The sequence below is a fragment of the Collinsella sp. AF29-7AC genome (assembly GCF_003475665.1).
Lineage (GTDB): Bacteria > Actinomycetota > Coriobacteriia > Coriobacteriales > Coriobacteriaceae > Collinsella.
Window position 1 is genome coordinate 7,110 of sequence record NZ_QRQX01000021.1, and the last position, 26,245, is coordinate 33,354.

At 58.1% G+C, this 26,245-nt stretch carries 23 protein-coding genes and 1 pseudogene; 9 read left to right on the plus strand and 15 right to left on the minus strand.

Going from position 1 to position 26,245, the window contains the following annotated elements; all coding sequences use genetic code 11:
- The 4 genes and pseudogenes from DWZ15_RS08730 to DWZ15_RS08745 form a co-directional block, all read right to left on the minus strand.
- Window positions 1-470, minus strand: a pseudogene (locus tag DWZ15_RS08730) (hypothetical protein); the annotation flags it as partial.
- A gap of 199 nt (window positions 471-669) precedes the next feature.
- Window positions 670-1,578, minus strand: a complete 909-nt coding sequence (locus tag DWZ15_RS08735; protein WP_118450509.1) for a radical SAM mobile pair protein B — start codon at window positions 1,576-1,578, stop codon at window positions 670-672.
- Window positions 1,566-2,255, minus strand: a complete 690-nt coding sequence (locus tag DWZ15_RS08740; RefSeq protein WP_117645873.1) for a radical SAM mobile pair protein A — start codon at window positions 2,253-2,255, stop codon at window positions 1,566-1,568. The genes DWZ15_RS08735 and DWZ15_RS08740 overlap by 13 nt, the downstream gene beginning before the upstream one ends.
- Window positions 2,252-2,452 (minus strand): hypothetical protein, encoded by a 201-nt coding sequence (locus DWZ15_RS08745; RefSeq protein ID WP_089572807.1) that lies wholly within the window; start codon window positions 2,450-2,452, stop codon window positions 2,252-2,254. Before DWZ15_RS08745 ends, DWZ15_RS08740 begins: the two co-directional genes overlap by 4 nt.
- A 143-nt stretch (window positions 2,453-2,595) precedes the next feature.
- Here DWZ15_RS08745 and DWZ15_RS08750 point away from each other — a divergent pair, with 143 nt between their 5' ends.
- A complete protein-coding gene (locus DWZ15_RS08750; protein WP_118450511.1) occupies window positions 2,596-2,946 on the plus strand; it encodes a TetR/AcrR family transcriptional regulator in 351 nt (116 codons plus the stop codon).
- 28 nt (window positions 2,947-2,974) lie between these two features.
- On the opposite strand, the gene DWZ15_RS08755 is transcribed toward DWZ15_RS08750, so the two are convergent.
- The 3 genes from DWZ15_RS08755 to DWZ15_RS08765 all read right to left on the minus strand — a co-directional run bounded on the left by DWZ15_RS08755 (window position 2,975) and on the right by DWZ15_RS08765 (window position 5,529).
- Complete coding sequence (locus DWZ15_RS08755; protein WP_118450513.1) at window positions 2,975-3,823, minus strand: NAD-dependent protein deacetylase, SIR2 family; 849 nt, start codon at window positions 3,821-3,823, stop codon at window positions 2,975-2,977.
- Entirely contained in the window at window positions 3,811-4,425 is a 615-nt protein-coding gene (locus DWZ15_RS08760; RefSeq protein WP_147352330.1) for a hypothetical protein, read from the minus strand. The genes DWZ15_RS08755 and DWZ15_RS08760 overlap by 13 nt, the downstream gene beginning before the upstream one ends.
- An 87-nt stretch (window positions 4,426-4,512) precedes the next feature.
- Entirely contained in the window at window positions 4,513-5,529 is a 1,017-nt protein-coding gene (locus DWZ15_RS08765; RefSeq protein WP_118450535.1) for an NAD-dependent protein deacetylase, read from the minus strand.
- 92 nt (window positions 5,530-5,621) lie between these two features.
- On the opposite strand from DWZ15_RS08765, the gene DWZ15_RS08770 reads away from it, so the two are divergent.
- The gene (locus tag DWZ15_RS08770; protein ID WP_118450517.1) at window positions 5,622-6,176 is read left to right on the plus strand and encodes a TetR/AcrR family transcriptional regulator; all 555 of its coding nucleotides are present in this window, start codon (window positions 5,622-5,624) and stop codon (window positions 6,174-6,176) included.
- A 204-nt stretch (window positions 6,177-6,380) separates the two neighbouring features.
- Window positions 6,381-6,911, plus strand: coding sequence for a flavodoxin family protein (locus DWZ15_RS08775; protein ID WP_118450519.1), 531 nt, complete (start codon window positions 6,381-6,383; stop codon window positions 6,909-6,911).
- Window positions 6,912-7,019: 108 nt separating this feature from the next.
- Here DWZ15_RS08775 and DWZ15_RS08780 read toward each other — a convergent pair whose 3' ends face one another.
- Window positions 7,020-8,114 carry an ATP-binding protein gene (locus DWZ15_RS08780; protein WP_118450521.1) on the minus strand — a complete coding sequence of 365 codons (1,095 nt, stop codon included), beginning with the start codon at window positions 8,112-8,114 and terminating at the stop codon, window positions 7,020-7,022.
- Between the two features lie 183 nt (window positions 8,115-8,297).
- On the opposite strand from DWZ15_RS08780, the gene DWZ15_RS08785 reads away from it, so the two are divergent.
- Window positions 8,298-8,912: a DUF4143 domain-containing protein gene (locus tag DWZ15_RS08785; protein ID WP_233544751.1), complete on the plus strand. Its 615-nt coding sequence runs from the start codon at window positions 8,298-8,300 to the stop codon at window positions 8,910-8,912.
- Window positions 8,913-9,005: 93 nt separating this feature from the next.
- Here DWZ15_RS08785 and DWZ15_RS08790 read toward each other — a convergent pair whose 3' ends face one another.
- The 3 genes from DWZ15_RS08790 to DWZ15_RS08800 form a co-directional block, all read right to left on the minus strand.
- The gene (locus DWZ15_RS08790; RefSeq protein ID WP_118450523.1) at window positions 9,006-11,246 is read right to left on the minus strand and encodes a DNA gyrase subunit A; all 2,241 of its coding nucleotides are present in this window, start codon (window positions 11,244-11,246) and stop codon (window positions 9,006-9,008) included.
- Window positions 11,247-11,291: 45 nt separating this feature from the next.
- Window positions 11,292-13,289 (minus strand): type IIA DNA topoisomerase subunit B, encoded by a 1,998-nt coding sequence (locus DWZ15_RS08795; RefSeq protein WP_117820832.1) that lies wholly within the window; start codon window positions 13,287-13,289, stop codon window positions 11,292-11,294.
- A gap of 152 nt (window positions 13,290-13,441) precedes the next feature.
- Window positions 13,442-14,824 carry an ATP-binding protein gene (locus DWZ15_RS08800; RefSeq protein WP_118450525.1) on the minus strand — a complete coding sequence of 461 codons (1,383 nt, stop codon included), beginning with the start codon at window positions 14,822-14,824 and terminating at the stop codon, window positions 13,442-13,444.
- Between the two features lie 154 nt (window positions 14,825-14,978).
- Here DWZ15_RS08800 and DWZ15_RS08805 point away from each other — a divergent pair, with 154 nt between their 5' ends.
- Window positions 14,979-15,212, plus strand: a complete 234-nt coding sequence (locus DWZ15_RS08805; protein WP_147352331.1) for a hypothetical protein — start codon at window positions 14,979-14,981, stop codon at window positions 15,210-15,212.
- A 90-nt stretch (window positions 15,213-15,302) separates the two neighbouring features.
- On the opposite strand, the gene DWZ15_RS08810 is transcribed toward DWZ15_RS08805, so the two are convergent.
- On the minus strand, window positions 15,303-19,667 hold the full coding sequence (locus DWZ15_RS08810) for a hypothetical protein (RefSeq protein WP_118450529.1): 4,365 nt from the start codon (window positions 19,665-19,667) through the stop codon (window positions 15,303-15,305).
- Window positions 19,668-19,822: 155 nt separating this feature from the next.
- Window positions 19,823-20,827: a helix-turn-helix transcriptional regulator gene (locus DWZ15_RS10585; protein WP_055252404.1), complete on the minus strand. Its 1,005-nt coding sequence runs from the start codon at window positions 20,825-20,827 to the stop codon at window positions 19,823-19,825.
- A gap of 297 nt (window positions 20,828-21,124) precedes the next feature.
- On the opposite strand from DWZ15_RS10585, the gene guaA reads away from it, so the two are divergent.
- On the plus strand, window positions 21,125-22,105 hold the full coding sequence (guaA, locus tag DWZ15_RS08820; RefSeq protein ID WP_082435590.1) for a glutamine-hydrolyzing GMP synthase: 981 nt from the start codon (window positions 21,125-21,127) through the stop codon (window positions 22,103-22,105).
- Window positions 22,106-22,221: 116 nt separating this feature from the next.
- On the opposite strand, the gene DWZ15_RS08825 is transcribed toward guaA, so the two are convergent.
- The gene (locus DWZ15_RS08825; RefSeq protein ID WP_055252403.1) at window positions 22,222-23,370 is read right to left on the minus strand and encodes a HAMP domain-containing sensor histidine kinase; all 1,149 of its coding nucleotides are present in this window, start codon (window positions 23,368-23,370) and stop codon (window positions 22,222-22,224) included.
- Window positions 23,367-24,041, minus strand: coding sequence for a response regulator transcription factor (locus DWZ15_RS08830; RefSeq protein WP_118450531.1), 675 nt, complete (start codon window positions 24,039-24,041; stop codon window positions 23,367-23,369). Before DWZ15_RS08830 ends, DWZ15_RS08825 begins: the two co-directional genes overlap by 4 nt.
- A gap of 59 nt (window positions 24,042-24,100) precedes the next feature.
- On the opposite strand from DWZ15_RS08830, the gene DWZ15_RS10900 reads away from it, so the two are divergent.
- From DWZ15_RS10900 to DWZ15_RS08845, 3 genes are read left to right on the plus strand one after another with little or no spacing between them, the layout of a single operon-like run.
- Complete coding sequence (locus DWZ15_RS10900; RefSeq protein WP_055252401.1) at window positions 24,101-24,277, plus strand: CD1871A family CXXC motif-containing protein; 177 nt, start codon at window positions 24,101-24,103, stop codon at window positions 24,275-24,277.
- A complete protein-coding gene (locus DWZ15_RS08840) occupies window positions 24,270-25,181 on the plus strand; it encodes a 4Fe-4S binding protein (protein ID WP_233544757.1) in 912 nt (303 codons plus the stop codon). The genes DWZ15_RS10900 and DWZ15_RS08840 overlap by 8 nt, the downstream gene beginning before the upstream one ends.
- A gap of 35 nt (window positions 25,182-25,216) precedes the next feature.
- On the plus strand, window positions 25,217-26,179 hold the full coding sequence (locus tag DWZ15_RS08845) for a redoxin domain-containing protein (RefSeq protein ID WP_117635847.1): 963 nt from the start codon (window positions 25,217-25,219) through the stop codon (window positions 26,177-26,179).
- Window positions 26,180-26,245: the final 66 nt, after the last annotated feature.

Consider the following 26,245-nt stretch of genomic DNA (forward strand, 5'->3'; position numbering starts at 1 on the left):
TGCTCGTATCGTCCGAGGCTCTCGCGCCAGGCCGCACCCTGCAGAAACGTGTCGTCGCGCACCCACGGTACAAGCTGCCAGCCGCAATGCGGGCATCGGGGGATATCCTCGCTGAGGACCTCGAACCCCGCCATGCCCGCGAGCATGCGCTCGACGTAGGGGCTCGCCTCGAAGAGCTCGTCGCAGCATGGCTGCTTGCATTGAAGGTGCGCGAAGCTTCCCTGATAGTTGCAGATACTCTCGGTGGGAAACGTCTTCTCGACTTGGGTGTCTACATTGGTGCTCAGGATGAAGTAGTCCTTATGGCCGATGAGGGACCGTAGGTCGAGATAGGGCTGCGAGGCCGGCTCGCGCAGCGTGAAGTCGATGTATCGCGCGTAGTAGGCCCATTGCTGCTCGAGGCTGGGGTAGAGGTGGTAGAAGCCGTCGAAAAGGCTCTTGACTACTTTCGATTGATGCTCAGTGCCCATTGTATTCGCTACGATTAAACTCGGCACAGGGGATACTGGTTTTCCGTGCGAAAACGCTCATGCCGCTAAATTGAGCGACCGCCTGTACTGCAGCGGGATCATCCGCCCGAGCGATCCCTTAATCCGTCGCCCGTTGCGCCAATCGGCAGAAGCCACGCGTGGACGCTAATCGCTCGAGCGAATCGTCGTCGGTTTCCGTTTAACGATTTCTTTTTCCGCTATTATCTGACCCTCGGACTTCCTCGTGATAGAAGTAGTCCACGATCACCGGATGCCCCTGGGGGACTCTGCCATAAGGCATTTCGTTGTCCACAAAGGGGCAATCGTACTTCTTGGCCATTTCCTCGGCTTTTACTTCAAGCGCTTCAAAATAGCTACGGTTGCGCTTGTTATAGATCTCATCGTAAAGCGGTACGAGATTGGGATGTTTCTCGGCGATATAATCCAGGATCGCTTTTTTGAAACCACCCCGAAGATTGAGATTTTCGAGCCAAAACAAATCGCACCGATCCTTTACTCGCTCAAAAATCATCTCAAAATCCGTGATGCCGGGAAATACCGGGGACACGAAGCAGACCGTACGGATACCTTCGTCATACACCTGCTTCATAGCAGCGATACGACGCTCGACGCTCGACGCGGAGTCCATATCGTTCTTGAAGTTCTCATCCAGCGTGTTGATCGACCATGAAACGGTCACTCGTCCAAGCCTCTTCAGCAGATCGATATCCCGTACCACAAGATCGGACTTTGTGCAGATCAGAATATCTGCATCGCTGCTAATCAGCTGCTCCAGGAGTTTCCTGGTATTCCCGAATCGCTCCTCCTGTGGATTGTAGCCATCCGTCACAGAACCGATAACCACCCGCTGTCCAGCGTATTTCTTCGGATTCTTGATTTCCGGCCAATGCTTCACATCAAGAAAGGTGCCCCATTCCTCCTTGTGTCCGGTAAAGCGCTTCATAAAGGAGGCATAGCAATACTTGCAGGCATGCGTGCAGCCTACATAGGGATTGACCGAGTAGCCGCCTACCGGCAGGCTGGACTTGGTCATGATGTTCTTTGCTTCCACCTCATTGATGAGGATTCCATCGATCACTTCCGCCATGTTCTCTGCACCTCCAGCACTCTTTCGAATTCTTCCGGCAATTCCTGAATCATGTTTTCGTCCCCTATGACAGAGACGAGGTCTTCCTTCATAAACATTGGAATGCCAAGCGCGTGCGCCTGGTCCGTCAAAGACCATGCCCACTCCGGTTCCGTATGAACCTTCCTGCTCTGCGTCCCGGTCATGGTGCCGACGACGATCCAGTTGATTCCGGAAAGGTCGACCGTACCGGGATCGTCGAATAGCGGCTCAAAAGTAACGAAGAAGTGATTTGCTTTGACGTTTTTCCGAAGGGCGTCGATACGCCACAGCTCCGCTTTCCTCGTCACCGTAACGCCGAACCATGCGTTTTCCAGGTCGGTATCTAAATCCAGCAAATCGGGTCTCTTGGTCAGGAACAGGAACTGATGCTGTGGATTCTCATGGATCTTTGCAAATACCTCGTCTCGCCATTCCAGCTTCCACCCGGAGAGATCGCTCATGCCGGTAAGGAGAAAGTTCTGCGGGCGTTTCTTTTCCATCATCTTGAGCTTGCTCGGGAAGAACGCAGGATCAGCGAAGTCGTCAATCATATGCCAACGTTTCACATTGTTACGGGCATAGCAATATGGACACCCCACCGTGCAGCCGATGACGATATTCATATTCTGAATCTGATTTTTGATGCAGATGCTCATAACGCCTGCCTACCTGCCTCTCCCGTAAACACGCAATCAGCCTCCCCCACCTTGCGGGCAAAAGCCTCGATATCTTGCTTGCAAGCAGCAGGCTCGCAATCGCTCAAATCGTATGACGTGCCGCCGTTTCGATAGACGGCCCGATGGGAAAACGATCGGCTGACAAGCCCGATGCCGAGCTTCTCGCACAGGGTCATCCGTGCTCCCTTTCAGCTATAAAAAACAGGTGTCTATAAACAGTATCCTTGTTGATTTTCGCAGGGGCAATGAACAAACGCGTGCACCTGTCGATAAACGAACAGCTACTGGACATTGTCAAACGACTCAGATTGGAGAGGCGATGGGAGAAACCAAGATCGACCGCCGGCGGCGCTACACCCTCTCGGTCATACGGGAGGCGTTCTTCGCGCTGTTGGCCGAGGTCGGCTTCGCGAAGATGACGGTGGCGGACATCTGCCGCCGCGCCGAGATCAACCGGGGAACGTTCTATCTGCATTACGAGGATAAGTACGCGCTGCTCGATGCGCTTATCGACGAGGCCCCGAGTCCGCCCATGCCCAGGAGCTGCTCAACGCCTATTCCGAAGGGGGCTTACTGGCGGTATCCGCTCTTCGCGATTCCGATAACCCATCGTGACCTGCGATTCAGGAATACCAGCCTCCGAGCCCTCTCGTTCGGAGGCTGCGGCTAAAACCTCATTGCGCGTCTACCGCTCCGCGTTACTCGCCACCTGCCCGCGCCGCCGAGAGCAGGGCGCCCAAATCGGCCTGGATCGCCCCTGCCTTGCTTCCAAGCTGCAGCGGAGCCGAGCCGCCCGAGATGTTTACGCTCAAAAGGTGCGCATCCGGCAGCTTCGCGGTCATGCTCCAGAACGGGAGCGTGATGATGCCGGGGGTCATCTCGCCCACGCCGAGCTCCAGCAACAGCACGCGGCGATCGCTGCGCTCGCGCACGAAGCGCTCGTATCGTCCGAGGCTCTCGCGCCATGCCGCACCCTGCAGAAACGTGTCGTCGCGCACCCACGGCACAAGCTGCCAGCCGCAGTGCGGGCATCGGGGGACATCCTCGCTGCGGACCTCGAACCCCGCCATGCCCGCGAGCATGCGCTCGACGTAGGGGCTCGCCTCGGAGAGCTCGTCGCAGCATGGCTGCTTGCATTGAAGGTGCGCGAAGCTTCCCTGATAGTTGCAGATACTCTCGGTGGGAAACGTCTTCTCGACTTGGGTGTCTACATTGGTGCTCAGGATGAAGTAGTCCTTATGGCCGATGAGGGACCGTAGGTCGAGATAGGGCTGCGAGGCCAGCTCGCGCAGCATGAAGTCGATGTATCGCGCATAGTATGCCCATTGCTGCTCGAGGCTGGGGTAGAGGTGGTAGAAGCCGTCGAAAAGGCTCTTGAAGCCAAAGGTTTGCTGCCAGTCCGCCATTCCTGCGCGCGCCATGCCCGCGCGGTTGTAATGGTTGAACCCGGCGGCGCTCGACATGCCCGAGCCGATGCCGACGATGATGGCGTCGGCATCGTCGATAAGGCTTCGAAGCCTACGCGCTTCTCTTTCTAGGGGTGGCATCGGGCGATCTCCTCGAAAGCCGGGGCCATATCGCCGTCAACGAGAATCGTTTCGCACGAAGCGTCGGGCGTCATGGCCTGGCCGTAGTTGAACACGATGTAGGTGGCGTGCTCGCAGGCGTTCGCGATCTGGGCGAGCATGCGCTTTATGACGCCGTTGTGCAGTCCCACGCCAAGTTCGAGGATGGCGACCCTGCCGTTGCGATGGGCTTGCACAAGACGCGCGAGCTCGTCGAGCTGGGCCATGGCGAGGGCGTCTGGATGGGCGAGGCGCCGCTCGTCAACCGACGTGCGCGTGCTCCCCTCAGTCTCGAGCACGCGCTCCTCGTCGAACCCGGCGCGCGCGAAGTGCCCGTCGATGTTGCATGTGACCACGAAGGTGTCGGCGTGCTCCGTAAGACGCCGCAGCCCGTTCATGAGCGAGCCGGGCTCATATTCGAGATACTCCTTTTGATGGAACCGCTCGGCCCATCGGCGTCGCACGCTGGCATCCGGGGAAGCGAGCCCCTGCAGTATGCAGCCGATGCCGTCTGCCTGGGCGAGGTCCCCGTACGCCTCTTGGAAATGAGCATCGGCGCAGAAAAGGTTGAGCCCCTCCGCCATGTCGAGTCCGTTGCTAGCGCCGATGATGACAAGATCCGCTTCGGCTAGCGCCCTGCCTATGCGAACTGCTTTCGCCGTCTCCATGCGCTACCTCCCCAGCGTCTTGCGCACGTCGGCGAGCACGTCGGCGATGTCGGCGCGAACGGCGAGCCCCCGATCCTCGATCGCGCGGGGGAGAAACTGCGTCTTGTTGTTTACGGCGATGTAGCTGGCCTGCGGTAACTGCGCCGTGAGGGCCCAGAACGGCTCCTGGATAAACGCGGGCGTCATGCGGCCCACACCCAGCTCGAGGAAGAGGATCCTCTGCCGTGCGTGCGCGTCGAGCCATTCGGACACCTTGCGGTACTGCTCCTCGTAGAGTTCGCCCTGCAGGAAGTTGCCGTAGCCGCGAACCCAGGGGAACGCCTCTGCCCCGCAGTGCGGGCAGCGCGGCACGAGCTCTGTCGGAACCTCAAGGCCGTCTCCCATGGCCTCTACCATGTTGGAGACCGGCTCGACCGTATCCCACACCGCGTCGGTGCAACAGCGGGAGCACTGAAAGAAGCGGTGGTCGCCTTGGATCTCTGCCACTTTCTCCCAGGGATAGAGCTTCACAAACTGCGTGTCCTGGTTGGTGGTGAGCACGAAGAAATCCTTCTCGGCGAGAATGGCGTCGAGGTCCTTGTAGGGCTTGCGCAGCGGGGCGTTGAGCGTGGTGTCGAGGAAGGTGGCGAGGTATCCCCAGCGCGCCTCGGCGGTGGGCCAGCGGTAGAACGACCCCTCGAAAGCGCCCTTGAAACCGTAACGCTCGGCGAATTTGCCGAAATGCTTGCGATAGGTCGCGTTGTCCTCGTAGTAGAAGTCGCCGCCGCCCGCCGCGGAGAGCCCGGAGGCCCCGCCCACCAGCACGCAATCGGCTTCTTCGATCATACGGGCGAAGTCCTCGATTTGCTGGTCGTAGGGCTCGGGCTCGCGGTCACTCAGCTCATAGGGCGTGCTGCCGCTGCGGTAGGCGGCATGAAGGGAAAACGATCGGTTGGTGAGCTCGATAACGAGCTGCTCGTACAGGGTCACTGGATACCTTCTTTCAGCTATTATAAACACGTGTCTATAAAAAGTATCCATGTCGATTTGCTTAAGAGCAATGAACAGCTTCGGCTTGCTGTCGATAAACGAGCGTTTGCCGGGCATTGTCGAGCGTTGCAATTGGAGGGGTAATGGAAGCGGGGAAGATCGATCGTCGCCGACGCTATACACTCTCGGTCATACGGGAGGCGTTCTTCGCGCTGCTGGCCGAGGTCGGCTTCGCGAAGATGACGGTAGCGGATATCTGCCGCCGTGCCGATATTAACCGTGGCACGTTCTATCTGCACTACGAGGACAAGTTCGCCCTGCTCGACGCGCTTATCGACGAGGCCTTGGCGGCGGTGCCGCCGCTCGAGGGAACGGAGGCGGGTGCCCTCTGCCAGCGTCCGCCGGCAAACGATGACTATTATCTGCTCTACTCGGATGACGACGCGTACGCCCGGGTGGCACAGCGCGTCGTCGAGCGCGGCGCCGAGCAGATGGTTCCCTCGATCATGGAGGAGACTGGGCTTTCGCGCGAGGACGCCTATCTGCTCTTCGTCCACAACGTCCAGGGAAATCTCGCGGTCAACCGCCTACTTGGTTGGAGGCGGGGACCCGAGTTCGCTCACGCCCAGGAGCTGCTCAGTGCCTATTCCGAAGGAGGCATGCGGGCGGTATCGACTCGCCACGATCCCCGTAGTTGATCTTGACAGCGTGCCATTTCAGGCGGGCGACGTTGCTATGGCCCCTCTTTGGTTTTCGATGTTGTATAAGGCAATCGCAATCGCCTTGAGCTTCTTTAGGGAACTTGAGCAAGAGATATGGCCTGCTGGCGATTGATTAACCCCATTTGTTTTGGTTACAAGAAAAAATGCTGCGCGCCTGCAGCATGAAGGAGAGGGAATCCTATGAATATCGTTGTATTGAGCGGCAGCCCGCGTAAGGGCGCCAATACCGACACCATGGTCGAGGCGTTTGCCGAGACCGCGCGTGAGGGCGGCAATGCGGTCGAGGTCGTCCGCGTTGCCAGCAAGAAGATCGCCGGCTGCTTGGGATGTCAGTACTGCTTTGCCCATGAGGGCGTCTGCGTGCAGAAGGATGATATGGCCAACGTGATCGAGTCGCTGAAAGACGCAGATATGGTCGTCTTCGCTTCGCCTATCTACTGGTTTGATATCACCGCGCAGGAAAAGGCCGCCATCGACCGTCTGTACGCCTTCGGTGCCACGGGCTTCCCGTTCACCAAGACGGCCCTTTTGCTCGATAGCCACAGCGAGGGCGTCTATGATGCGGCTATCGCTATGTACAAGTCAGCCTGCGCGTACTGCAAGTGGGAGGACCAGGGCATTGTCACCATTAGCGGCATGACCGAGCGCGACAGCATGGCCTCATCGCCCAAGTTGAAAGAGGTGCGCGAGCTCGCTCGCAAGCTGGCCTAAGGGCAAGAAGAACGCATGGCAATCAACACTAGCTGAAATGCTTGCTGCCCTTACCAAGAGGATTGCTGATTGCCATGCGTTGAAGTCCTTGCGGACAATCTTGGCGCGCTAGGAGGCCTTCTCGCTCAGGAACTCCCTGAACGCGGGGATGTCGAAGCCGACGAGGCCACGTCCACGTTCCCCGATAACGCCGTCCTCGAGGAGGCGGCGTTTGTATTGACTTGCATAGTTGCTGGCGACGCCCATACGCTTGGCAATTTCTGAGACCCTGCTGGGGCCAGAATCGGGCAGCATCGCGAGCAAAAACTCAATGTCTTTGTCAGAAAGCTCTCGATAGGTCGTTTCGAGAATACGATCGCGTAGCTCCATACGGGCAAGCAGAGAACCCTGCCGGACATCGGATGTACTGATTTGGGGCGAGTTTTCCGAAACATCCCAAGTGCGATATCCGACGAGCTGCATCATGTAGGGAAATCCGTCGACGGCCTTCACGGCGTCCTCGAGCGCTTCTGGCGTGATTGAGCGTCCTCCTGCTTCAATGGTTTTACGAAATGCATTTGCAATCTCAACATCAGTGATTCGTCCCAGCTGATGATACTGGGAGCGTCTGAGGAACGAGACGGAATCGTTGCGCAGTAGCGCCGATACTTTGTAGGGCAGTCCTGCCATGAGTAGGGCAACTTTTTTACCTTCGCGTACAAAGTGCTGGTAAACAGAGGCAAATTGAAGCATTTCTTCGAGATCGACGGTGACTTCATCGATGGTGATGAGAAGTCCGATGTCATGTTTTTCGAGTTGCTTGAAGATGCCATTCATGCGCGTGCGCCAGTTGCCCTGGGCCTCTTGAGCATATGTCCAATCGATGCCCGCTGGACCAATTTGAACGCCGTTTATGCGCGCGTGAGGCTGTGAGAGGTAGCTATCTGCGGCTTCTTTGGTTCGCTCGATAATATCTTCGAGCATGCCTGGCATGGCGGAGACATTTGCTGCGATCCAGTCGTGCTCAAGCGCCGTTTCTGAAAGGAGCGAGAGAAGCGCCGTCTTGCCCGTTCCCCTTGCGCCAGTAAAAATGGTCGACAGGTTGGGATCTCCCGGGCCATTGATAAAGCCACGGTTGATGTCACGCAGGATATGCTCGCGACCCGCTAGAAAGGGAGGGACGCTTCCAAATGTTGGGGTAAAGGGGTTCTTGCTGTACTCCATGGTAGCTCCTGTGCAAGTTTTGCTAATTTTTGCAACTTTTGCTAATGACTCAAGACGGTGCGGGAAGATTCCGTATCGTCATCATTGAAGAGACTCATTGCCATGGGAGGCAAGCTCCTTGGCGAGTAAGCCTCGGCTATCTCCGAGACTCTGCTGGGCCCAGAATCAGACAGAAGACTGTGAGTGAAAATCGGGAGTAGCGCTCCCGATTTTGACCAATTAACGTTTGCACGAGATGCGAGAACGGGGCAACTGTTAAATGTCACCGATATTGGAAACACTGTTGACGTCGACCGTAAGACGGTGAAGGCTTGGCTCTCGGTTTTGCAAGCGTCGAACATCGTTCGGATTGTCGAGCCCTTTTGGCCTAATGTCGATAAGCGTCTGACCAAGACCCCTAAGATATTCTTTATGGATACAGGTCTTGTTTGTCATCTAACGAGGTGGATAACGCCGGAGCAATTGCGCAACGGGGCTGCGGCGGGGCATATATTTGAGACGTTCGTTGTCTCGGAAATTTTGAAGAGCTTTATGAACGCGGGGAAGAGCCTTCGCGACGTATGGTTCTATCGAGACCAAAAGAAGCGCGAAATTGATTTGCTCATCCAAGAGGGCCATATTCTCCATCCCGTCGAGGTGAAGATGTCAGCCACGGTGGGCAAAGATGCGGTAAAGAATTATTCCTGTCTCGAGGGCCTGACCGGCTATGAAATTGGGTTTGGACATGTTGTCTGTCAAACCCCGGATCCATACCTTATTACCAAGGATGTCCAAGCGATTCCCGTGTGGGGCATATGATATACGTTGCAACGAGCGGGGCCCGGAGCGCGATATTGCTGCGCTCCGGGCCCCGCTGCTTTGTGCAACCATGACGGTTTGGCCACCGTTGTTTTAGTCAAACAGGCTCGGCATGTCGTTTTCCTTCATGAGGGCACCGGCAGAAGGCAGGCTCTGCGCGGTGAACTTCTCAGCCGAGACGCCGGCGCCAAGAATCTCCTCGGTCGTGCCGACGGTGGTGACCGAGCGGCCCTTCTTGGCCGTGAAAGCCTGGACGCCCTGCGTGTTGGTGGTCGTCTTGGTCTTGAGCAGCGACGTGTTGAAGTTCATCAAACGATAGTCGCTCGAGACCAGCGCGATGTCGCGATCTTCCTTGAGCACCTGGGCATACAGCAGCTTGCTGCCACCATAGATGGCGTTCTTGAGGCGCTTGCGGTTGGTCTTGGTGACGTATCCAGAAAGTGCGACGCGCACCACGCGGCCGTTCTCAAAGACAAACAGCACGTCGGCCTTGTAGTCCTCGGGGTCGATGACCCAGATGACACTCTCGTCGGGTTCCATCTCAAGATCGGTCGGAAGATACGAGCCCAGCTGGGCCGACTTGGTATCCTCAAACGCCGCGACCTTGCACTTGTACACCTGGCTCTTGTTGGTAAAGACCAGCAGCTCGTGGGTGTTGGAGGACGGGAACTCGATAAAGGGTTTGTCGCCGTCCTTGTACTTGAGCGTAGCAGCCTTCTTGAGCACGCGGTCCGTCATCTTCTTAAGGTAGCCATCGCGCGAGAGCATGATGGTCACCGGGTACTCCTCGACCTCGGGCTCCAAGCTTACCTCGATAACCTCGTGGGGTTCGATCCTGCCCGTGCGGCGCGGCATCACATACTTCTTGTTGACCGCGGCCAGCTCGTCGCTGATGACCTTCTTGATATTGTTCTCGCTCGAAAGGATCTCCTCGAGTTCGGCGATCTCACCCTCGAGCTTGGCAATGTCCTTGGTGCGGTTGAGGATGTACTCCTCGTTGATGTTGCGGAGCTTGAGCTCGGCAACAAACTCTGCCTGGGTCTCGTCGATGTCGAAACCCTTCATAAGGTTGGGCACAACCTCGGCTTCGAGCTTGGTGCCACGGATGATGGCGATGGCCTTGTCGATGTCGAGCAGGATCGCCTCAAGGCCGTGCAGCAGGTGCAGGCGCTCGGACTTTTTGCCCAGGTCAAAGTTAATACGGCGACGCGTGGACTCAATACGCCACTTGACCCACTCGTGCAGGATCTGGCGCACGCCCATAACGCGGGGGTAGCCGTCGACCAGCACGTTGAAGTTGCACGAGAACGAATCCTGCAGCGTGGTTGAGCGATAGAGCTTGGCCATGAGCTTGTCGGGGTCGACACCGCGCTTAAGGTCGATGGCGATGCGCAGGCCCGAAAGGTCGGTCTCGTCGCGGATGTCGGCGATCTCTTTGACCTTGCCCTCCTTGGAGAGCTTGACAATGCGCTCGATGATGACATCGGTCTTGGTGGTGTAGGGAATCTCGTAGACCTCGATGATGCGCTCTTCGGGAATCCAGCGCCAGCGGGAGCGAATCTGGAAGCTGCCAAGGCCGGTCTCGATGATCTTTTCCATCTCCTCGCGGCGGTAGATAATCTCGCCGCCGGTCGAGAAGTCGGGCATGGGCATGTACTCGAGCAGGTCGCAGTCGGGATCCTGCAGGTAGTGCATTGTGGCGGTGCAGACCTCGTTGAGGTTGAAACCGCAGATGTCAGAAGCCATGGCGACGCCGATGCCCTTGTTGGCCGAGACGAGGATGTTGGGGAACGTGGTGGGCAGCAGGCGCGGCTCCTTCATGGCGCCGTCGTAGCTGTCGACGAAGTCGACCGGGTCCTTGTCGATGTCCTTGAAGATCTCGGCGCTGATGGGGGAGAGCTTGGCCTCGGTGTAACGCGAGGCGGCGTAGCTCAGGTCGCCCGAATAATACTTGCCGAAGTTGCCCTTCGACTCAACGAACGGCGCGAGCAGTGCCTCGTTGCCGGTGGCCAGGCGCACCATCGTTTCGTAGATCGCGGCATCGCCGTGTGGGTTGAGCTTCATGGTCTGGCCCACGATGTTGGCGCTCTTCTGGCGCTCGCCCTTGAGCAGACCCATCTTGTACATGGTGTAGAGCAGCTTGCGGTGCGAGGGCTTAAAGCCGTCGATCTCGGGGAATGCACGCGAGACGTTGACGCTCATAGCGTAGGGCATGTAGTTGACCTCGAGCGTCTGCGTGATCGGCTGGTCGGTGACCTCGGAGTGCAGGCCGATGACGTTCTCGGCGTTGACCTGCTTTTTCTTTGGCTGGTTCTTCGTCTTTTTCTTTGCCACGATTTCCTCTTGAACTTCTTATGGGCCGTCGTTATCGATTTGCTACTATTGCAGGTCCAGCTGGTCCAGGTATTCCTTGCCGTGCTCGGAGATGTGGCGCTTACGGCCCGCCTCGTCGTTGCCCAGCAACAGGTTGAACATGGTTTCCATCTTGGTGACGTCCTCGGGCTCCACCTTGATCAGGCGGCGCGTCTCGGGGTTCATGGTGGTGAGCCACATCATGTCCGGATCGTTCTCACCAAGACCCTTGGAGCGGTTGATGGAGCACTTTTGGTCGCCGATCTCTTTAAGGATGCCGTTCTTCTCGAGCTCGGTGTAGGCAAAGTAAGTCTTCTCTTTGCAATTGATCTCGTAGAGCGGCGACTCGGCGATATAGACGTAGCCCTCGTCGATAAGCGTGGGCACCAGTCGATAGAGCATGGTGAGCACGAGCGTGCGGATGTGATAGCCGTCGACGTCGGCGTCCGTACAGATGATGACCTTGTTCCAGTTGAGGTTGTCAAGGTCAAAGGCACCAAGGTTCTTGATGCGCTTGTCCTTGATCTCCACGCCGCAGCCCAGCACGCGCATAAGGTCCATGATGATGTCGGACTTAAAGATGCGCGGATAATCTTCCTTTAGGCAGTTGAGGATCTTGCCGCGGACGGGCATGACGCCCTGGAACTCGGCATCGCGCGAGGTGCGAATGGCGCCTGCTGCCGAGTCGCCCTCTACGATGTAGATCTCGCGGCGGCTCTTGTCTTTGGAGCGGCAATCGATGAACTTTTGCACGCGGTTGGCCATGTCGGTCTTTTGCTGCAGGTTGGTCTTGATGCTCTGGCGCGTCTTTTCGGCATTCTCACGCGAGCGCTTGTTGATGAGCACCTGCTCCATGATCTTGTTGGCGGCGTCTTTGTTCTCGATCAGATAGGTCGAGAGGCGCTCCTTAAAGAATGCTGTCATCGCCTGCTGGATAAAGCGGTTGTTGATGGCCTTCTTGGTCTGGTTTTCGTAGGACGTCTGGGTGGAGAAGCAGTTGGTCACCAGTACCAGGCAGTCCTGGACGTCTTGCCACTTAATGCCGCTCTCGTTTTTGTTGTACTTGCCCTGTTGCTTGATGTAGGCATCGATGGCGCTGGTCAGAGCGCTACGGGCCGCCTTCTCGGGCGAGCCGCCGTTCTCGAGCCACGATGAGTTGTGGTAATACTCCTGCATCATGAAGGTGCGCGAGAAGCACATGCACGCGGTGATCTTTACGTTGTAGTCGGGCAGGTCCTCGCGGTCGCGACCGCGGCGGTCGGCCTCGATAAAGAAGGGCTCAGTAAGGTAGTCGGTACCGACCTTCTCGAGCACATAGTCCTCGATACCCTTGGGGTAGCAAAAATCCTCTTCGGAAAACTCGCCGTCGTCGCCCTCGATGCGCAGGCGGAAGGTCACGTTGGCGTTGACCACGGCCTGGCGGCGCATGGTCTCGCGATACCAGTCGTGGGGAATGCTGATGGAGGTAAAGACCTCAAGATCGGGGCGCCACTTGATGGTGGTACCGGTGCGGTCCTCGTCGCTGGGCTCGATCTCGAGCGCCTTCTTTTTGGCGCCGACGACCTTGCCTTTCTTAAAGTGCAGAGAGTACTTGTTACCGTCGCGCCAAACGGTGACGTCCATGTACTCGGAAGCGTACTGGGTCGCGCACGAGCCCAGGCCGTTGGTGCCGAGCGAGAAGTCGTAGTCGCCGCCCTGGTTGTTGTTGTACTTGCCGCCGGCGTAGAGCTCGCAAAAGACGAGCTCCCAGTTAAAGCGCTTCTCGGAAGGGTTCCAGTCGAGTGGGCAGCCGCGGCCGTTGTCCTCTACCTGAATGGAGCCATCGCGAAAGGCGGTGAGGGTGATGAGCTTGCCGTAGCCCTGGCGCGCCTCGTCAACGGCGTTGGACAGGATTTCGAAGGCGGCATGCGCGCAACCGTCGAGTCCGTCCGAGCCAAAGATGACGGCGGGGCGTAGGCGTACGCGCTCCTCGTCCTTGAGCTGGCGGATACTGTCGTTACCATAGTTTGCGGTGTTTTTTGCCATACTCGCTCTCTCGGTGCTCCTTTGCTGCGTTTAAGTCATATAGATAGTCAAGGTAGCATAGCCCAGCCCACAGACGATTCCAACCAACACGAATTCCATCGAACAATCGTTCGATTAGATAATGGATGCTTGGGATGCGGGTGGGGTCTGTCCTATTCAAACATCTGCGGCAGATCGATGAATACGGTTCGATCGCTTTCGTCAGCTTCGAAGCCCGAACGGGAGAAGAATCCGTAGCGATGGCACTTGAGCCCCGTTGCCTCGACTTGGGTGATTTCCTCGTCGACCATTTTTTGCGTGACGGGGGATTTGTGGAACTTTGCTTCGTAGAATGCGTAGCCCTCGGGGTCTTGCGTTACCACATCGAATTCGCCGCTCGTTTTGTTTGCGGGATCGTCGTACCAGTACTTGCCTATGGCATCGAAAGCCGGTTCGATCTTGCCAGTCCTGTTTTGCCGCACGAGGTATTGACGGCAGATCTCCTCGAACATATGTGGAGTGTAGTTTTCCTCGAAGTCTTGGGAGACGTGACGATCATAGAAGACTTCCGGGTCGAGCAGCTGACGCGCAGAAGCATTGCGGAAGACGTAGCGATAGTAAAAGAGCGAAAGTGGGTCCACCACAAAGTAGCCAGACTTGCGCTTATTCGTAGGGTCGTTGATGGGTGCACGCTTTTGGACGATTTCGAGTGACATGAGCTTGTCGAGTACGTCTGCCATGGCCGGACCGCTCGAGACGTGCGACTGTGCCAGCACGTCCCCCCAACGGGAGTAACCTTGTGCGAGAGCCCCGAAAACTTCGTTGGCGTTGGTCATCTTCGAGATCTCGGCGTTGAGATAGGACGGTACTTCGCTTTCTAAGCGGGCGCCAGGTTCTGTGACGAGCTCGATGATATTGTCGCGTACGCTTTGGGACTGATCGATGAGGCGATTGTAAAAGGGGATGCCGCCAAAAACGCTATAGAGCCGCACCTTGTCCTCGGGTGAGAACGCGGGATAGAACTTTGCAGCGTCAAAGTAATCCATGGGCTTAAGCTCAAGCGCGAGATCAATTCGCCCGTAGAGGGGGCTTTCATGCTCGATGAGAGATTTCATAATCTCAACGTAGGAGCCGCACAGGACAATGTTTAACCGTGAGTCTTCCCTGTGAGCGTCGATTGAGGTCTGGAGAATGCTGTCTAAGCCTTTAACCGCATCTCTCAAGTAGGGGTATTCGTCGAGAACGAGGGTAATGTTCTTGTCTTTGGCTTGGGCAAACAGAAATTCGATGAGCTCGCGGATGCCCGTGAAGGCGAGCGGAGGAAAGCTTAGCGCTTCAGCAGCAAGGGCGGACAGACTCTTGAGGTTGTCTGCCTCGGAGGTTTGGCGGCACTCGTAGTAGACCGTTGCGGTGTCTGCCAAATCGATTAACGCCTGCTTGATGAGTTCGCTTTTGCCGACGCGACGCCTTCCGTAAATGAGAACATTGCGCTGCTCGGGCGCATTGAGTGTTTTCTTAATACGGGCGAGTTCAAGCTCCCTGCCAATGAATTCCACTTACTCGGTTCCTTCCGACTCGGTTTTGTCCGAGTTAATTGTATCGCATGAATAAGTTTATGCTCGAGTTTACTCGGATAAAACCGAGTCGGTTCTGTCCGAGTAAGTTTGAATAGCGAATCGAAATTGTTATGTCCACATGGCGATGGCGAACATGGTTTCCATAAGCGCCGCGTTCGCGCTTGTTGTTGCCGCAATGCGCTGTATCGCTGAGGCGCAGATCGTACCGCTCGAAAGCGTCTTTTGGTTGGCGAACCTGGCCACGGGCGTGTTCTGCGGTGCGACGATTTTCGCGGCCACGTTTGCTGTCCTGTGCGCAACGTTTTTCTCGGCGAAAAAGCGTCGCGCCAAGATCGAGGCAGAACTCGACTCATCTGACGACATTTAATGCGTAATGGGCTGGCTCTGGGTATCCAGAACCAGCCCATTTTGATGTTCGATGAGCCGAGTCGGCGTCTCACACAAAAGTAACTAGAAGCTAGCGAGGCCTATCCGAATCGACCTCATTGGCGGTGTCTTTTTCGAGCGCCGTGCGGCGGGCGCTGTAGGCGACAAGGCCGGCACCAACTGCGGCGAGCGCTGCTGCGGCTGCGGTTAGGGGGACGTTGCTGTCGCCCGTGCCCGCAAGCGCGCCCGCTTTTCCGGAGCGCTTGTTATTGCCGTGGTCCTTGCCACTGCCGGAGCTGCTTCTGCCGGAGCCGCCCCCGTCAGTACCGCCGCCACTCGAGCCACCATCGCCGTCTACTGTCATCGGGGCGTCGTGAAGTCCTGTCGTATCCGCGCTGTCGCATACGCCGACCTGCACTTCCGAGCGTTCGCATGCCGCGTCGGGCACATGAAGCTCGTGCAGAACGGCACCCAGCGCCGAGTTTGCGCCCGGTCGGATCTCCTCGAGCGTTACGGGATCGAGCGCCACGAGATTACGCGCCTTCGCATACAGCGTGACGCGCTTGCCCACTTCGTCGCTCCAGCTCTCGGGGATGGCGAAGCTCATGCGGAACTGTGCCGTGCAACCCGGTGCCAGCACGGCGTTGCCGTTGTCGGCAACCAGCGGGTGCGTTGCAAAACGTGCGCCCAGCGTCTCGAGCGCGTACTTCACGCGTGCCATATCATTGGTCGAAGCATCCTCGGCAAGCTCTGGATCGTAGATCGAAGCCATGCGTACGTTCGCTCCGAATCCGATGGATGCGCTGGAGAACGGTTGGCTGGAGCCCTCTCGGTACAGATCGATCGTGCCGGCAGTCAGCAAAGTGTTGCCGTCGTTTCGCACCGTGACCATGAAGAATTCGCCTGCTGCTCCGGGCACCACCGCGCCCGAGGTAGCGACCGCGCCCGTCGGAGTGGCACACGCCACCAGAGGCACTTCGATACCGTGCAGCTCTGCCTCGCTCTTCTCCGCGCTCACAATGTGCGTGGCGAGCGCGGAGAGCATGCCTCCCGACGTCAAAAATGTCGTTATCTGATCGACGGGATGGTCCAGCTCGCACATCACGAACGGCTCCGTGAACAGATCGCCTGCCAAGGTGCTGGCGAAGATGCGGAAGTGCTTGCCCATCACTGCTACCGGGTTGCCTTCTTCGTCGTAGGTTTGTCCCACCTTGCCATCGGTGTTCTCTACATAGAGCACGCACCTGCCGTTGTTGCTCACGCTAAACGATGCCGGGCCACAGCCTGCGGCACCCACGGGCTGCGTTGCAAATGCCGATGCACCTCGCGTCCAAGTAACATGCTGCAGTTGCTCGTTGACGGTTGCCAAAAAGCCCGAATGTTGTGGCCACGGCACCGCACGGGGTACCGTGGCGTCTGGTGACATAACGCCCCAGCCCGCAATGGACTGGCCAATCACGGCGTACGATGCGCAGCCGCAGCCGTCTGCGGTCTCGTACGCAACGGGCACCACCATTTTGCCGTTGATATTTTCGGGCTCGCCCAGCTCGATACTCGACGGTGCTTGCGGAAAGCGGAGAACTTGGCGGAACGTCAGGCTGTCGCCCGAAACGTCCGACCACAGGGTGAAGCACTCCAGCGCAACCTCAGCCTCGCTGCTGAGCGCCTTCTCTGCGGTGGCTCCGCGGCGGTGGAGGTAGGCACCCGACAGGCGTCCGTTGACCAGCGCCTTGCCTACCGTGATACGCGGGCACTGCAGGCAATGGTAGCCATCCTCTTGCAGGCGGCCGCGCGAGATGCTGCGCCATGACGTATGCGACACCACGCGGATCTCGTCATTACTTATGCGCAGACGCACGACGGACAGTATGCCGGCTGTGCTTGCCGTATCGAAAAGGGTGTTGTCGCCGGCGGGGCGCTCGCCCGAGACCAGCAGCACGTAGGCGTCCTGGTTTCCTCTTCCGTCCGTATATTCCACCACGTCGAAGTCGTAATCGTATATGCCGTCGCGCTCCACGTCGCCCTCGCCAAACCCAAGGGGAAAGTCCACGGGCGCGGGAGCGGACCACGTGCCGTTTGCCTTTGTGTGCACCACCAGGCGCGAGCGGCCATTGTCGCCGTAGCGCACCGAGGCGATACGGAACAGGCATTCTACGCCGGCAATCATTGCCAGCTTCATGTGAGCTTCGCTGAGCACGCCAGTAAACAGCACGTTGTCGTTCGAGGGCTTGATACCGCCACGCTCGTCTTCCGACACGCCGGCAGAATTGGCGTTGGGGTCCGCAGCGGCGTCCTTCGCCTGCCCGATATGGGTGTACGCATACATCGACGCGGCGTTTTCGTCGTTCTCTATCAGTGCATGGACGAAATGCTCGATCTGTCCCGTGTCGTCGCTTTCTGCATCCGCTTCGAGCTCAATGCGCGTGACCGCTTGATCCCAATCGCGCACGACAGGCGCGGCGTTTACGGCAGTGGCCTTAACCTCGGCGCGTGCGAGCAGCTCGGCGTTGGTGACGATGGTGGCCGACGCGATAAACTGCGGCACACCACCTGCCTCGGCGTTGCCGCCCGAGCCGAAGCAGGCGTTCAGCGTATAAGGCGTATCTCCACCCAAGGCCAGCTCAGAGCGCTGGAGTACATACTGGTCGCCGTTGTTCACCGACATATTCCACGAATCGGCGAGTGTGGGCCACGATCCCGACCAAGCCTTGGTGGTCCACTTGAACATAACGAACTGGAGTATCACATCGACATCGACGTCTGCACCTACGCGCAGTCGCGGAAGCGGGTGTCCATCTGCCTTCTCGTACCCAATGAACAGCGTGAGGGATGCGGCGCCGCGCACGGCAGACGAGGCGACGCCTGCAACGCCGGCTCCAAAGGTGACGGCAAGTCCGATCTGGATGGTGAACGAGCCCGACGTGTTGGAATAGTCGAGCGAAATGTTCTTGAAAAACGCCGCGCCGCTACCGTGCGTGTGGGCGCCCACGGCGAGCGCCAGCTTCGCTAGCACCCAGGGGTTGACGTTTAGGAAAAACGGCACTGGTCCCAGGGTAAACTGCTCGGTCCAATTGAGGTCGGTTCTTACCTGGAAGAGGGCCTTAATATTGCCGTATGCAGGGTCGTTGTTATCACCCCAGGTTTTGCCCACCCAGTCGTAGGCGAGCGATCCGTACAGCTGCGTGGCGATATCCATCGTAAACAGCAGTGTGCAATGGTGGCGAAGGAGCTTGGTGTTTCTTGGATCGGTACCCGAACCGGCACTCATACTCTTGTACTGATTCCACTTCCCCTCCATCTCGTCGAGGTAGCGGTTTGCCTGCTTGGCGCCCGACTCACGCGGTGACTTCTTCCAGTACTCCGGATCAGGATTGCCCGAATCGTTCATATAGCTGGCTGGTTTGTATCCTCCGCCAAACAGCACGTATCCAGCAAACGAGAAATCGAAGAGGATCGGAAATGTGGGCATCCAACACGTGAACTTATTACCACCGATGCCGGGAAACGATGCGGGGAAATCAAACGGAGTGACCTCTTGGTCCATGGTAGTGGGGACGATAGTGGTCGAGCCCGATTCCGCCTTTGCGGCCGGCGCGGTGACAACGGCCATGGGGGATGAGAGCGTGTAGGTTTTGCCCTGATAGTCGAGGACAAAGCGCAGCTTGCACCCTTCCTCCAGAAGGCCCGATGCCGCGTCGAGAAACTTGTCTTCGAGTGTGAACGTCGCCAGATTATCCGCGCCTGATGCGCTGGCCTTGATCTGGCCGATCTGCGTGACGGTTTCGGGCGAGCTACCCGTGGCGGGCATTACCTTGTTGATGTGCAGCGTTGCCTGTCCACCCTGTGGCAGATGTGCCTGTACAATAAAGGCATGCGTGTCGGGTTGGTCGTTTGCCGCGTCGTCCTTCGGCAATGCCATGAACGTGGCATCAGCGTACTGGATGTCCCATTCGTCGAATGTGAGCTGGCGGAAGTACGGCTCGCCGTCGGACAGCGGACGTGTGGGTGCGGTTATGGCGGTGCCGCCCTGGATACGCGCAAGGGGAATCTCGACATCGCGGTAGCCCGCCATGCTAATGGAGATGCCGCCGTTAAAGTCGTACGCGTCGAGAAGCGTTGCCTCGTCCACGTAGTCTTCCGAAAGAGGGGCGACCTCAAAGATGGCCGTGCCTTCGTCATCGGTCGTGGCGGTGAGCTGCTTGCCTACGGCATAGCGCGATGTGAGCGTGACCTGGGCACCTGCGATGGGCGTATTCTTGTTGGCGACGTCGACCACGACTACACCAAACATGGTGCGCGAGAGAACGAGCACCTTGAAGGGATCTTCTTCGTCGGCATAGGCCGCGGTGGGCGCGAACGGCAGCAGGAAGGCATTTTCGCTTCCCGGCACGCGAGGCAACATGATGCTCGCCAGCGAGGACGCTCCAGCAACAAGTAACGAACGGCGATCAAGCATCTTGGGCTCCCATCCCGCAAATATCGGTGGAAATAATCCAATTTTGCGAGAAGACGCTTCGTGGCGGTAGTGCCGTTCGATGGCCAAAATGTCCAAATTGATCGAGCGAAGCGCCGGGTTCCGGAACGCGTTCGATGCGCTTGGCAGCCCGGTCGCTAACGCAACATATGCGCGACCAGCTCGGCGCGTGTGCCGATGCCAAGCTTTGCGTATACGCCGGATAGGCGGTTTTTGACGGTGCCCGGCGATACTCCCATATGGCGTGCGATTTCGGCGTTGGTCCACCCACGACAGGCGAGCATGGCCATGGTGAATTCCGTGGTCGTTAGATCGTCGGCCACGTCCTCGCCCGAATCGGGGTTGTGGATGCGCCGCCAGCCGTAGCTGAAGCGGTACGTGATCTCGATGATGCGCGCGAAATCGTCAGGGTATTGCGTTTTTAGGCACGCCTCGATGAGCCCCTGTAAAAGGCCGTGGTGCTCGCCGATGAGCTCGATGAGGCCGTCGGGGCGCGCAATGTCCCAAGCGGCGCCAAAATGCGCTTTTGCGGCGTCGACGTCTTTGAGACTCATGTATGCCATGGAAGCTGCCAGGTGCAGGAACAGTTCCGAGATGGGATAGCTTCCCTGTTTCATAATTAGGGCGTTTTCCGCCATGCCCAGACTGCGGCCATATTCGCCGCGCAGGTACAGGGCATGCGCCATCACGTAGCTGGCGAACAAGCGCAGGCCTTCGGGCAGATGCGCCGCAAGCGGATAAAACTCTTCGGCAGAATACGGGGAAGGCAAGTGCAGCAGGACGCTCGCGGCCGAGGCGAACAGGATATGCGTGGCGTGGACGGCGGGCGATTCCTCGTCAGTTGGCGTATCGAGGATGCCCGCAAGGCACCGGCGGGCGTCGGCGATACGGTTGAGCGACAGACTGGCGTATCCGCAGATAAAGCATGCGGAATAGCGCAGTGCGGGATCGGTGGCGTCAAGATAGGGGCGCGCCGTCTTGGCAGCAAGGGTGGCCTGTCCGCGAAAGTACAGCGCTTCTGCCGTGGCAATGGCGCGCGAATCGGGGTCGGAAATGCCTGCAACCGCAGCGTCCATCTGCCCCGGCACAAAGGCAGTGCACATCAACGGCATGGGAACGCATGGGTAGCCATCGCAGTCCATCTTCCATCTCCCAACAGCTGGCAACAATAGCAGCAATTGTACTCCTGTTGCTCGGGACTTGAATTTGTGGGTATCGCCTACGATTGTGCCGAACGTATAAAGGAAGAGTCTATTGGCGATGCTCCCAAGGTGGCTACCGAAGCCTAGCTGACCTCGACATTAGGAAAAAATACCACCCCTGTAAAAAGCTCTGTCGCAGCGATGGGAAACGCATCTCGTTCTGCATATAATGAGGTCATGTGACGGTGCGTTTGCATACGTGTAACGCATTCCCATCGAACCGAAAAGGAGCTCTGCATGGATCCCAACAAGCGTCCCGACGACATGGTGCGTATCACCACTCCCGAACTTGCCCAGGCGTTCATCGAAGAGCAGGTCGCTGCAATCCGCGAGCAGATCGGCGACAAGAAGGTCCTGCTGGCCCTTTCGGGCGGCGTTGACAGCTCGGTTGTCGCGGCCTTGCTCATCAAGGCCATCGGCAAGCAACTCATCTGCGTGCACGTGAACCACGGCCTGATGCGCAAGGGCGAGAGCGAGCAGGTCGTCGACGTCTTCAAGAACCAGATGGACGCCAACCTGGTCTATGTTGACGCGACTGATCGCTTCCTGGATAAGCTCGTGGACGTCGAGGAGCCCGAGGCCAAGCGTAAGATTATCGGCGCCGAGTTCATTCGCGTGTTCGAGGAGGAGGCCCGCAAGGTTGGCGACGAGGTTAGCTTCCTCGCCCAGGGCACCATCTATCCCGACATCCTGGAGTCCCAGGATGGCGTGAAGGCTCACCACAACGTGGGCGGCCTGCCCGATGACCTGCAGTTTGAGCTCTGCGAGCCCGTCAAGCTGCTGTACAAGGACGAGGTGCGCGTCGTGGGCCGCGAGCTCGGCCTGCCCGAGAACATGGTTGAGCGTCAGCCGTTCCCCGGTCCTGGCCTGGGCGTCCGCTGCCTTGGCGCCATCACCCGCGACCGTCTTGAGGCGCTGCGCGAAGCCGACGCCATCGTGCGCGAGGAGATCGACAAGGCAGGTCTGACCATCTGGCAGTATTTTGCCGTCGTGCCCGACTTCCGCGCCACCGGCGTGCGCGAGGGTAAGCGCGCCTACGACTGGCCCTGCATCATCCGCTGCATCAACACCGTTGACGTCATGACCGCCGAGGTGCCCGAGCTCGACTGGGCGCTGCTCAAGCGTATTACCGCTCGCGTCACCGCCGAGGTTCCCGGCATCTGCCGAGTGTGCTACGACCTCACGCCGAAGCCCGTCGGCACGGTCGAGTGGGAGTAAGCTAACTCAGCTGGTAGGCGACGAGAACTAGCAGATGTGACAAAGGGACAGTCCCTTTGTCACATCCTCGATATTATGTGCGGGATGGTACGCCACGCGGCGTGCCATCCCGTTCGTTATTTTAATGAGCCGAGTGCGCGAGTGGGAAGAGTCACGAGCATGGTCGTTCCGCGCTCCGAGCTCTTTTCGACCTCGATGGAGCCGCCGTGAAGTGCGGCGATCTCCCAGACCAGCGCAAGCCCCAGCCCCACGCCGCCGTATGCCCTGCTGCGCGATTTGTCGACGCGATAGAAGGGCTGAAAGATGCTCGTCTGGTATTGCTCGGGAATGCCCGGCCCCTGGTCGCGCACGCGTAGCAGCACGCGGTCGCCTTCGGCGCAGGCGTTGATTTGCACGGTCGAGTTGGGCGCGCTATAGCGTATGGCGTTTTCGGTCAAGTTGAACAGCAACCGATAGATCAGCGTGTCGCTGCCGATCGTTTGCGCGTCGCCCTCACTTGTAAGCGTGATGTCTTTTTGCTCGGCAAGGGGTGCCAGGTCCGTGAGCACTTCTTCGATCATCGGCGCTAGGTCAATCACATCGTTGCAAGGGACACTGCGCAGCTCGCTCATCTCGAGCAGGGTCTTTGTCATGTGCGTCATTCGCTCGGTCTGCTCCTGCAGCAGCCCGAGCAGGCTCGCTGTATCGGCGTCGACGTCGGGGTGCTCGGCGCAAAACAGCTCGACCTGGGCCTGCATGAGCGCAAGTGGCGTGCGCAGCTCGTGCGCCGCATTGCCCGTAAACTGTCTTTGTGCGGAAAATCCCTCGTCAAGGCGGGCAATCATGTCGTTAAACGACGCGCTGCAGCGCCTGAGTTCAGAGGGCACGTCCTCGCTGATTTTTGTGTCGGCGAGGTTGTCGGGCCGCACGCTCTCGACTTGCGTCGCAAAGAAGCGCAACGGCCGCAGCGCATGTCCGCTTACAAAGTAGGCCAGCACGCCGCCGAGCAGCGTCACCGCCGCAGTTATATACCAGCTCGTCGCGCCAAACGATTCTTGGGCGTCGTTCACGACGATGGTCAGCGCGTCGTCGAGCTCTTTGTTTGTCGGGTCAAATGAGCTGGGCGAGGCCGCCTCCACCTTGCTGTGCGCCGACGCTTCTGCACCAATCGAGTCCATGTAGCGCATGCCGGAGTAGCCAACCAGGCAATTCATAAGTACGCAGGTCGAACATATCAGCAGTGCCGTCATCAACGTGATGCGCCACTGCAGCGACAACCGCTTCATTTGCCATCCTCCATAACGTAGCCTTCGCCGATTCGGTTGCGGATGGGGTCGTGCCCCAACGCGCCGCGCAGCTTTTTGCGCAGCGACGAGATGTGCACGCGGGTCGCGTTGCTAAAGCTGTTGACACTGCTATCCCATACGTGGTCGATGAGCTCCTCCTGGCTTACCGGTCGCCCCTGGTTGAGCATCAGATATTCCAAGATGCCGGTCTCCTTGCGCGTGAGGGATAGAGGCTCGTCGCCCACGGAGGCGAGGCGCGCCTTGGTGTCAAAGCTCAACAATCCACAGGCTAGAACAACGTCGTTTTGCGTAAAGCGCCTGAGCGTGAGACTGCGTATGCGTGCCGCCAGCTCGTCAAGATGGAACGGCTTGGTGAGGTAGTCGTTGGCGCCCGCATCGAGCCCCGCTACCTTGTCGGAGACCTCGCCACGTGCCGAGAGCACAAGCACCTTGGTCTCACAATCAGTTGTCCTGAGTTGCCTGAGCACGGTCATGCCGTCGACATGGGGGAGATTGAGGTCGAGCACGACAAGATCAAAGGTCTCGACATCGAGTAGATCGAGGGCCTGCTGCCCGTCGTAGCAGCAGTCGACGCTATAGGCCAAGTTGCGCAGGCTGCGTGCGATCGCATCGCACAGCGCCCGCTCGTCCTCGACGACCAAGATGCGCATAACGTTCTCCTTGCATAGTCATTCACGCTTAACACGGATTTTATAGTCGGTATGGTCCAATGGGTCGCGAAACGAAAGGAGTGGTCAGATTGTTCAAAGCGATTAAGCCTGTGGCGCAGGTGGCTTTGCTGATCGTTGGGGTAGCCATGGTTGGCTTTGGAATTATGCGCGGCGAGGCAGATGCCGTGCTGGCCAAGGCAATCAGGCTGTGCTTGGAGTGTATCGGAATTGGATAAAAGAAAAAACACTGCATCGCATCTTTTAGCGCGATTTCGTGGATTGATTCAGGCGGCGGCGACGCTTGCGACCAATATTCACCTGCCTAACTTTGCCAAGGGCGGTATCTACCAGGGAGCCGGCAAAGCCGTCTGCGTGCCGGGGCTTAACTGCTACTCGTGTCCAGCGGCCTCGGGTGCGTGCCCCATCGGGTCGTTTCAGTCGGTGGTGGGATCGTCTAAGTTCAGCTTTTCGTATTACGTCACCGGAACGCTCATTCTGATCGGCGTGCTACTGGGACGTTTTGTATGCGGCTTTTTGTGTCCGTTTGGATGGCTGCAAGAGCTTCTGCATAAGATTCCCAGCAAAAAGCTCTCCACGAAAAAGCTCAAGCCGCTCACGTACATCAAGTATGCCGTGCTACTGTTTGCCGTGGCGCTGCTGCCCGTCTTGGTGGTTAACGATGTGGGTATGGGCGACCCGTTCTTTTGCAAGTACATCTGCCCGCAGGGTGTGCTCGAGGGCGCGATTCCGCTGTCCATCATGAACATGGGAATCCGCTCTGCGCTGGGAAAGCTCTTTACCTGGAAGCTCGCGATCCTCATTGTGGTTGCGGTGCTGAGCGTGCTGTTCTACCGCCCCTTCTGTAAATGGATTTGCCCCCTCGGCGCATTTTATGCACTCATGAACAAGGTGTCGTTGCTGGGGATTCAGGTCGATCATTGTAAATGCGTCTCGTGCGGCAAGTGCGCCAAGGTGTGCCAGATGGACGTGGACGTTACGCGTACGCCCGACCATGCCGAGTGCATTCGTTGCGGCAAATGCGTGGGCGCGTGCCCCGTCGATGCTATTAGCTTTCGCTACGGGCTGGGTGTGACGGGCGACAAACCCGCGCAGTCCACGCAAGCCCGCGAAAACAAATAGGTACCTATATAAGTTTCGATATAAACGGAGGAACCATGAAACTGTCAAAAATTGCGGCTCTGTTGATGCTGCCCGTGCTGGCGCTGACTCTCGCGGCGTGCTCTGCCCCCAAGGGCGACGCGAAGGATGCCACGAGCGGCGATGCGCAGATTGCCGAGCTTGTGGCACAAAAGCCGTCGAGCGCCGAGGAGGCGGCCAAGCTGTACCAGCAGCTGCTGCAAAAGGAAAACGAGATCTTTGCGAGCGATAACGCCCTATGGGAAAAGGTGTTCCTTGCGGCCAACAAAGACACTCCCATGATTGAGGACGGCAAGAACTACGGTGACTTCTTGCTCGATACCATCGAGGGCGCCAAGGATCAGTTTGCGGCTGACGAGCTTAAGACGCTTAAGGCCGGCGCGCAGCAGGTCAAGGAGATCGAGGACAAGCTCATGGCGCTGGAGAAGGAGTTCCCCGGATGTGGCAGCACGCCCGGCGAGGGGGAGAGTGTCGATGCCTCGACCGCGGGCATGACCAACGGCGAGAGCGGGGAGACGAAGTTCCCCAGCTTTAAGGGCAAGGACTTGGACGGCAACGATGTAAACAGCGACGAGCTGTTCTCCAAGAACAAGGTCACCGTCATGAACTTCTGGTTTACCACCTGCAAGCCGTGCGTGGGAGAGCTGGGCGATCTGGAGAAGCTCAACAAGGAGCTTGCCGAGAAGGGCGGCCAGGTCGTGGGCGTTAATTCCTTTACGCTCGATGGCAACAAAGACGAGGTGGCCGATGCCAAGGACGTGCTTTCCAAGAAGGGCGTAACGTATAAGAACATCTGGTTTAAGTCGGACAGCGAGGCCGGAAAGTTCACCTCCAACCTGTACTCGTTCCCGACCACCTACGTGATCGACCAGAACGGTAACATTGTGGGAGAGCCGATCATGGGCGGCATCAACTCCGCTGAGCAGCGCGAGGCGCTCAACAAACTGATCGATCAGGCACTCGCGAAGAGCGAACAGTAAGTCCGTGGGACAGACAACTGGGTGACGCATAATTTCTTTCGCAAATTGACAACCGCATAGCGGAAC

Excerpts from the sequence above, each read along its gene's own strand:
- DWZ15_RS08735 (WP_118450509.1), bottom strand. The coding sequence starts at position 1,578 with ATGGCGGAAGTGATCGATGGAATCCTCATCAATGAGGTGGAAGCAAAG.
- DWZ15_RS08740 (WP_117645873.1), bottom strand. The coding sequence starts at position 2,255 with ATGAGCATCTGCATCAAAAATCAGATTCAGAATATGAATATCGTCATC.
- DWZ15_RS08745 (WP_089572807.1), bottom strand. The coding sequence starts at position 2,452 with ATGACCCTGTGCGAGAAGCTCGGCATCGGGCTTGTCAGCCGATCGTTT.
- DWZ15_RS08750 (WP_118450511.1), top strand. The coding sequence starts at position 2,596 with ATGGGAGAAACCAAGATCGACCGCCGGCGGCGCTACACCCTCTCGGTC.
- DWZ15_RS08755 (WP_118450513.1), bottom strand. The coding sequence starts at position 3,823 with ATGCCACCCCTAGAAAGAGAAGCGCGTAGGCTTCGAAGCCTTATCGAC.
- DWZ15_RS08760 (WP_147352330.1), bottom strand. The coding sequence starts at position 4,425 with ATGGCGGAGGGGCTCAACCTTTTCTGCGCCGATGCTCATTTCCAAGAG.
- DWZ15_RS08765 (WP_118450535.1), bottom strand. The coding sequence starts at position 5,529 with ATGGATACTTTTTATAGACACGTGTTTATAATAGCTGAAAGAAGGTAT.
- DWZ15_RS08770 (WP_118450517.1), top strand. The coding sequence starts at position 5,622 with ATGGAAGCGGGGAAGATCGATCGTCGCCGACGCTATACACTCTCGGTC.
- DWZ15_RS08775 (WP_118450519.1), top strand. The coding sequence starts at position 6,381 with ATGAATATCGTTGTATTGAGCGGCAGCCCGCGTAAGGGCGCCAATACC.
- DWZ15_RS08780 (WP_118450521.1), bottom strand. The coding sequence starts at position 8,114 with ATGGAGTACAGCAAGAACCCCTTTACCCCAACATTTGGAAGCGTCCCT.
- DWZ15_RS08795 (WP_117820832.1), bottom strand. The coding sequence starts at position 13,289 with ATGGCAAAAAACACCGCAAACTATGGTAACGACAGTATCCGCCAGCTC.
- DWZ15_RS08805 (WP_147352331.1), top strand. The coding sequence starts at position 14,979 with ATGGTTTCCATAAGCGCCGCGTTCGCGCTTGTTGTTGCCGCAATGCGC.
- DWZ15_RS08810 (WP_118450529.1), bottom strand. The coding sequence starts at position 19,667 with ATGCTTGATCGCCGTTCGTTACTTGTTGCTGGAGCGTCCTCGCTGGCG.
- DWZ15_RS10585 (WP_055252404.1), bottom strand. The coding sequence starts at position 20,827 with ATGGACTGCGATGGCTACCCATGCGTTCCCATGCCGTTGATGTGCACT.
- guaA (WP_082435590.1), top strand. The coding sequence starts at position 21,125 with ATGGATCCCAACAAGCGTCCCGACGACATGGTGCGTATCACCACTCCC.
- DWZ15_RS08825 (WP_055252403.1), bottom strand. The coding sequence starts at position 23,370 with ATGAAGCGGTTGTCGCTGCAGTGGCGCATCACGTTGATGACGGCACTG.
- DWZ15_RS08830 (WP_118450531.1), bottom strand. The coding sequence starts at position 24,041 with ATGCGCATCTTGGTCGTCGAGGACGAGCGGGCGCTGTGCGATGCGATC.
- DWZ15_RS10900 (WP_055252401.1), top strand. The coding sequence starts at position 24,101 with ATGGGTCGCGAAACGAAAGGAGTGGTCAGATTGTTCAAAGCGATTAAG.
- DWZ15_RS08845 (WP_117635847.1), top strand. The coding sequence starts at position 25,217 with ATGAAACTGTCAAAAATTGCGGCTCTGTTGATGCTGCCCGTGCTGGCG.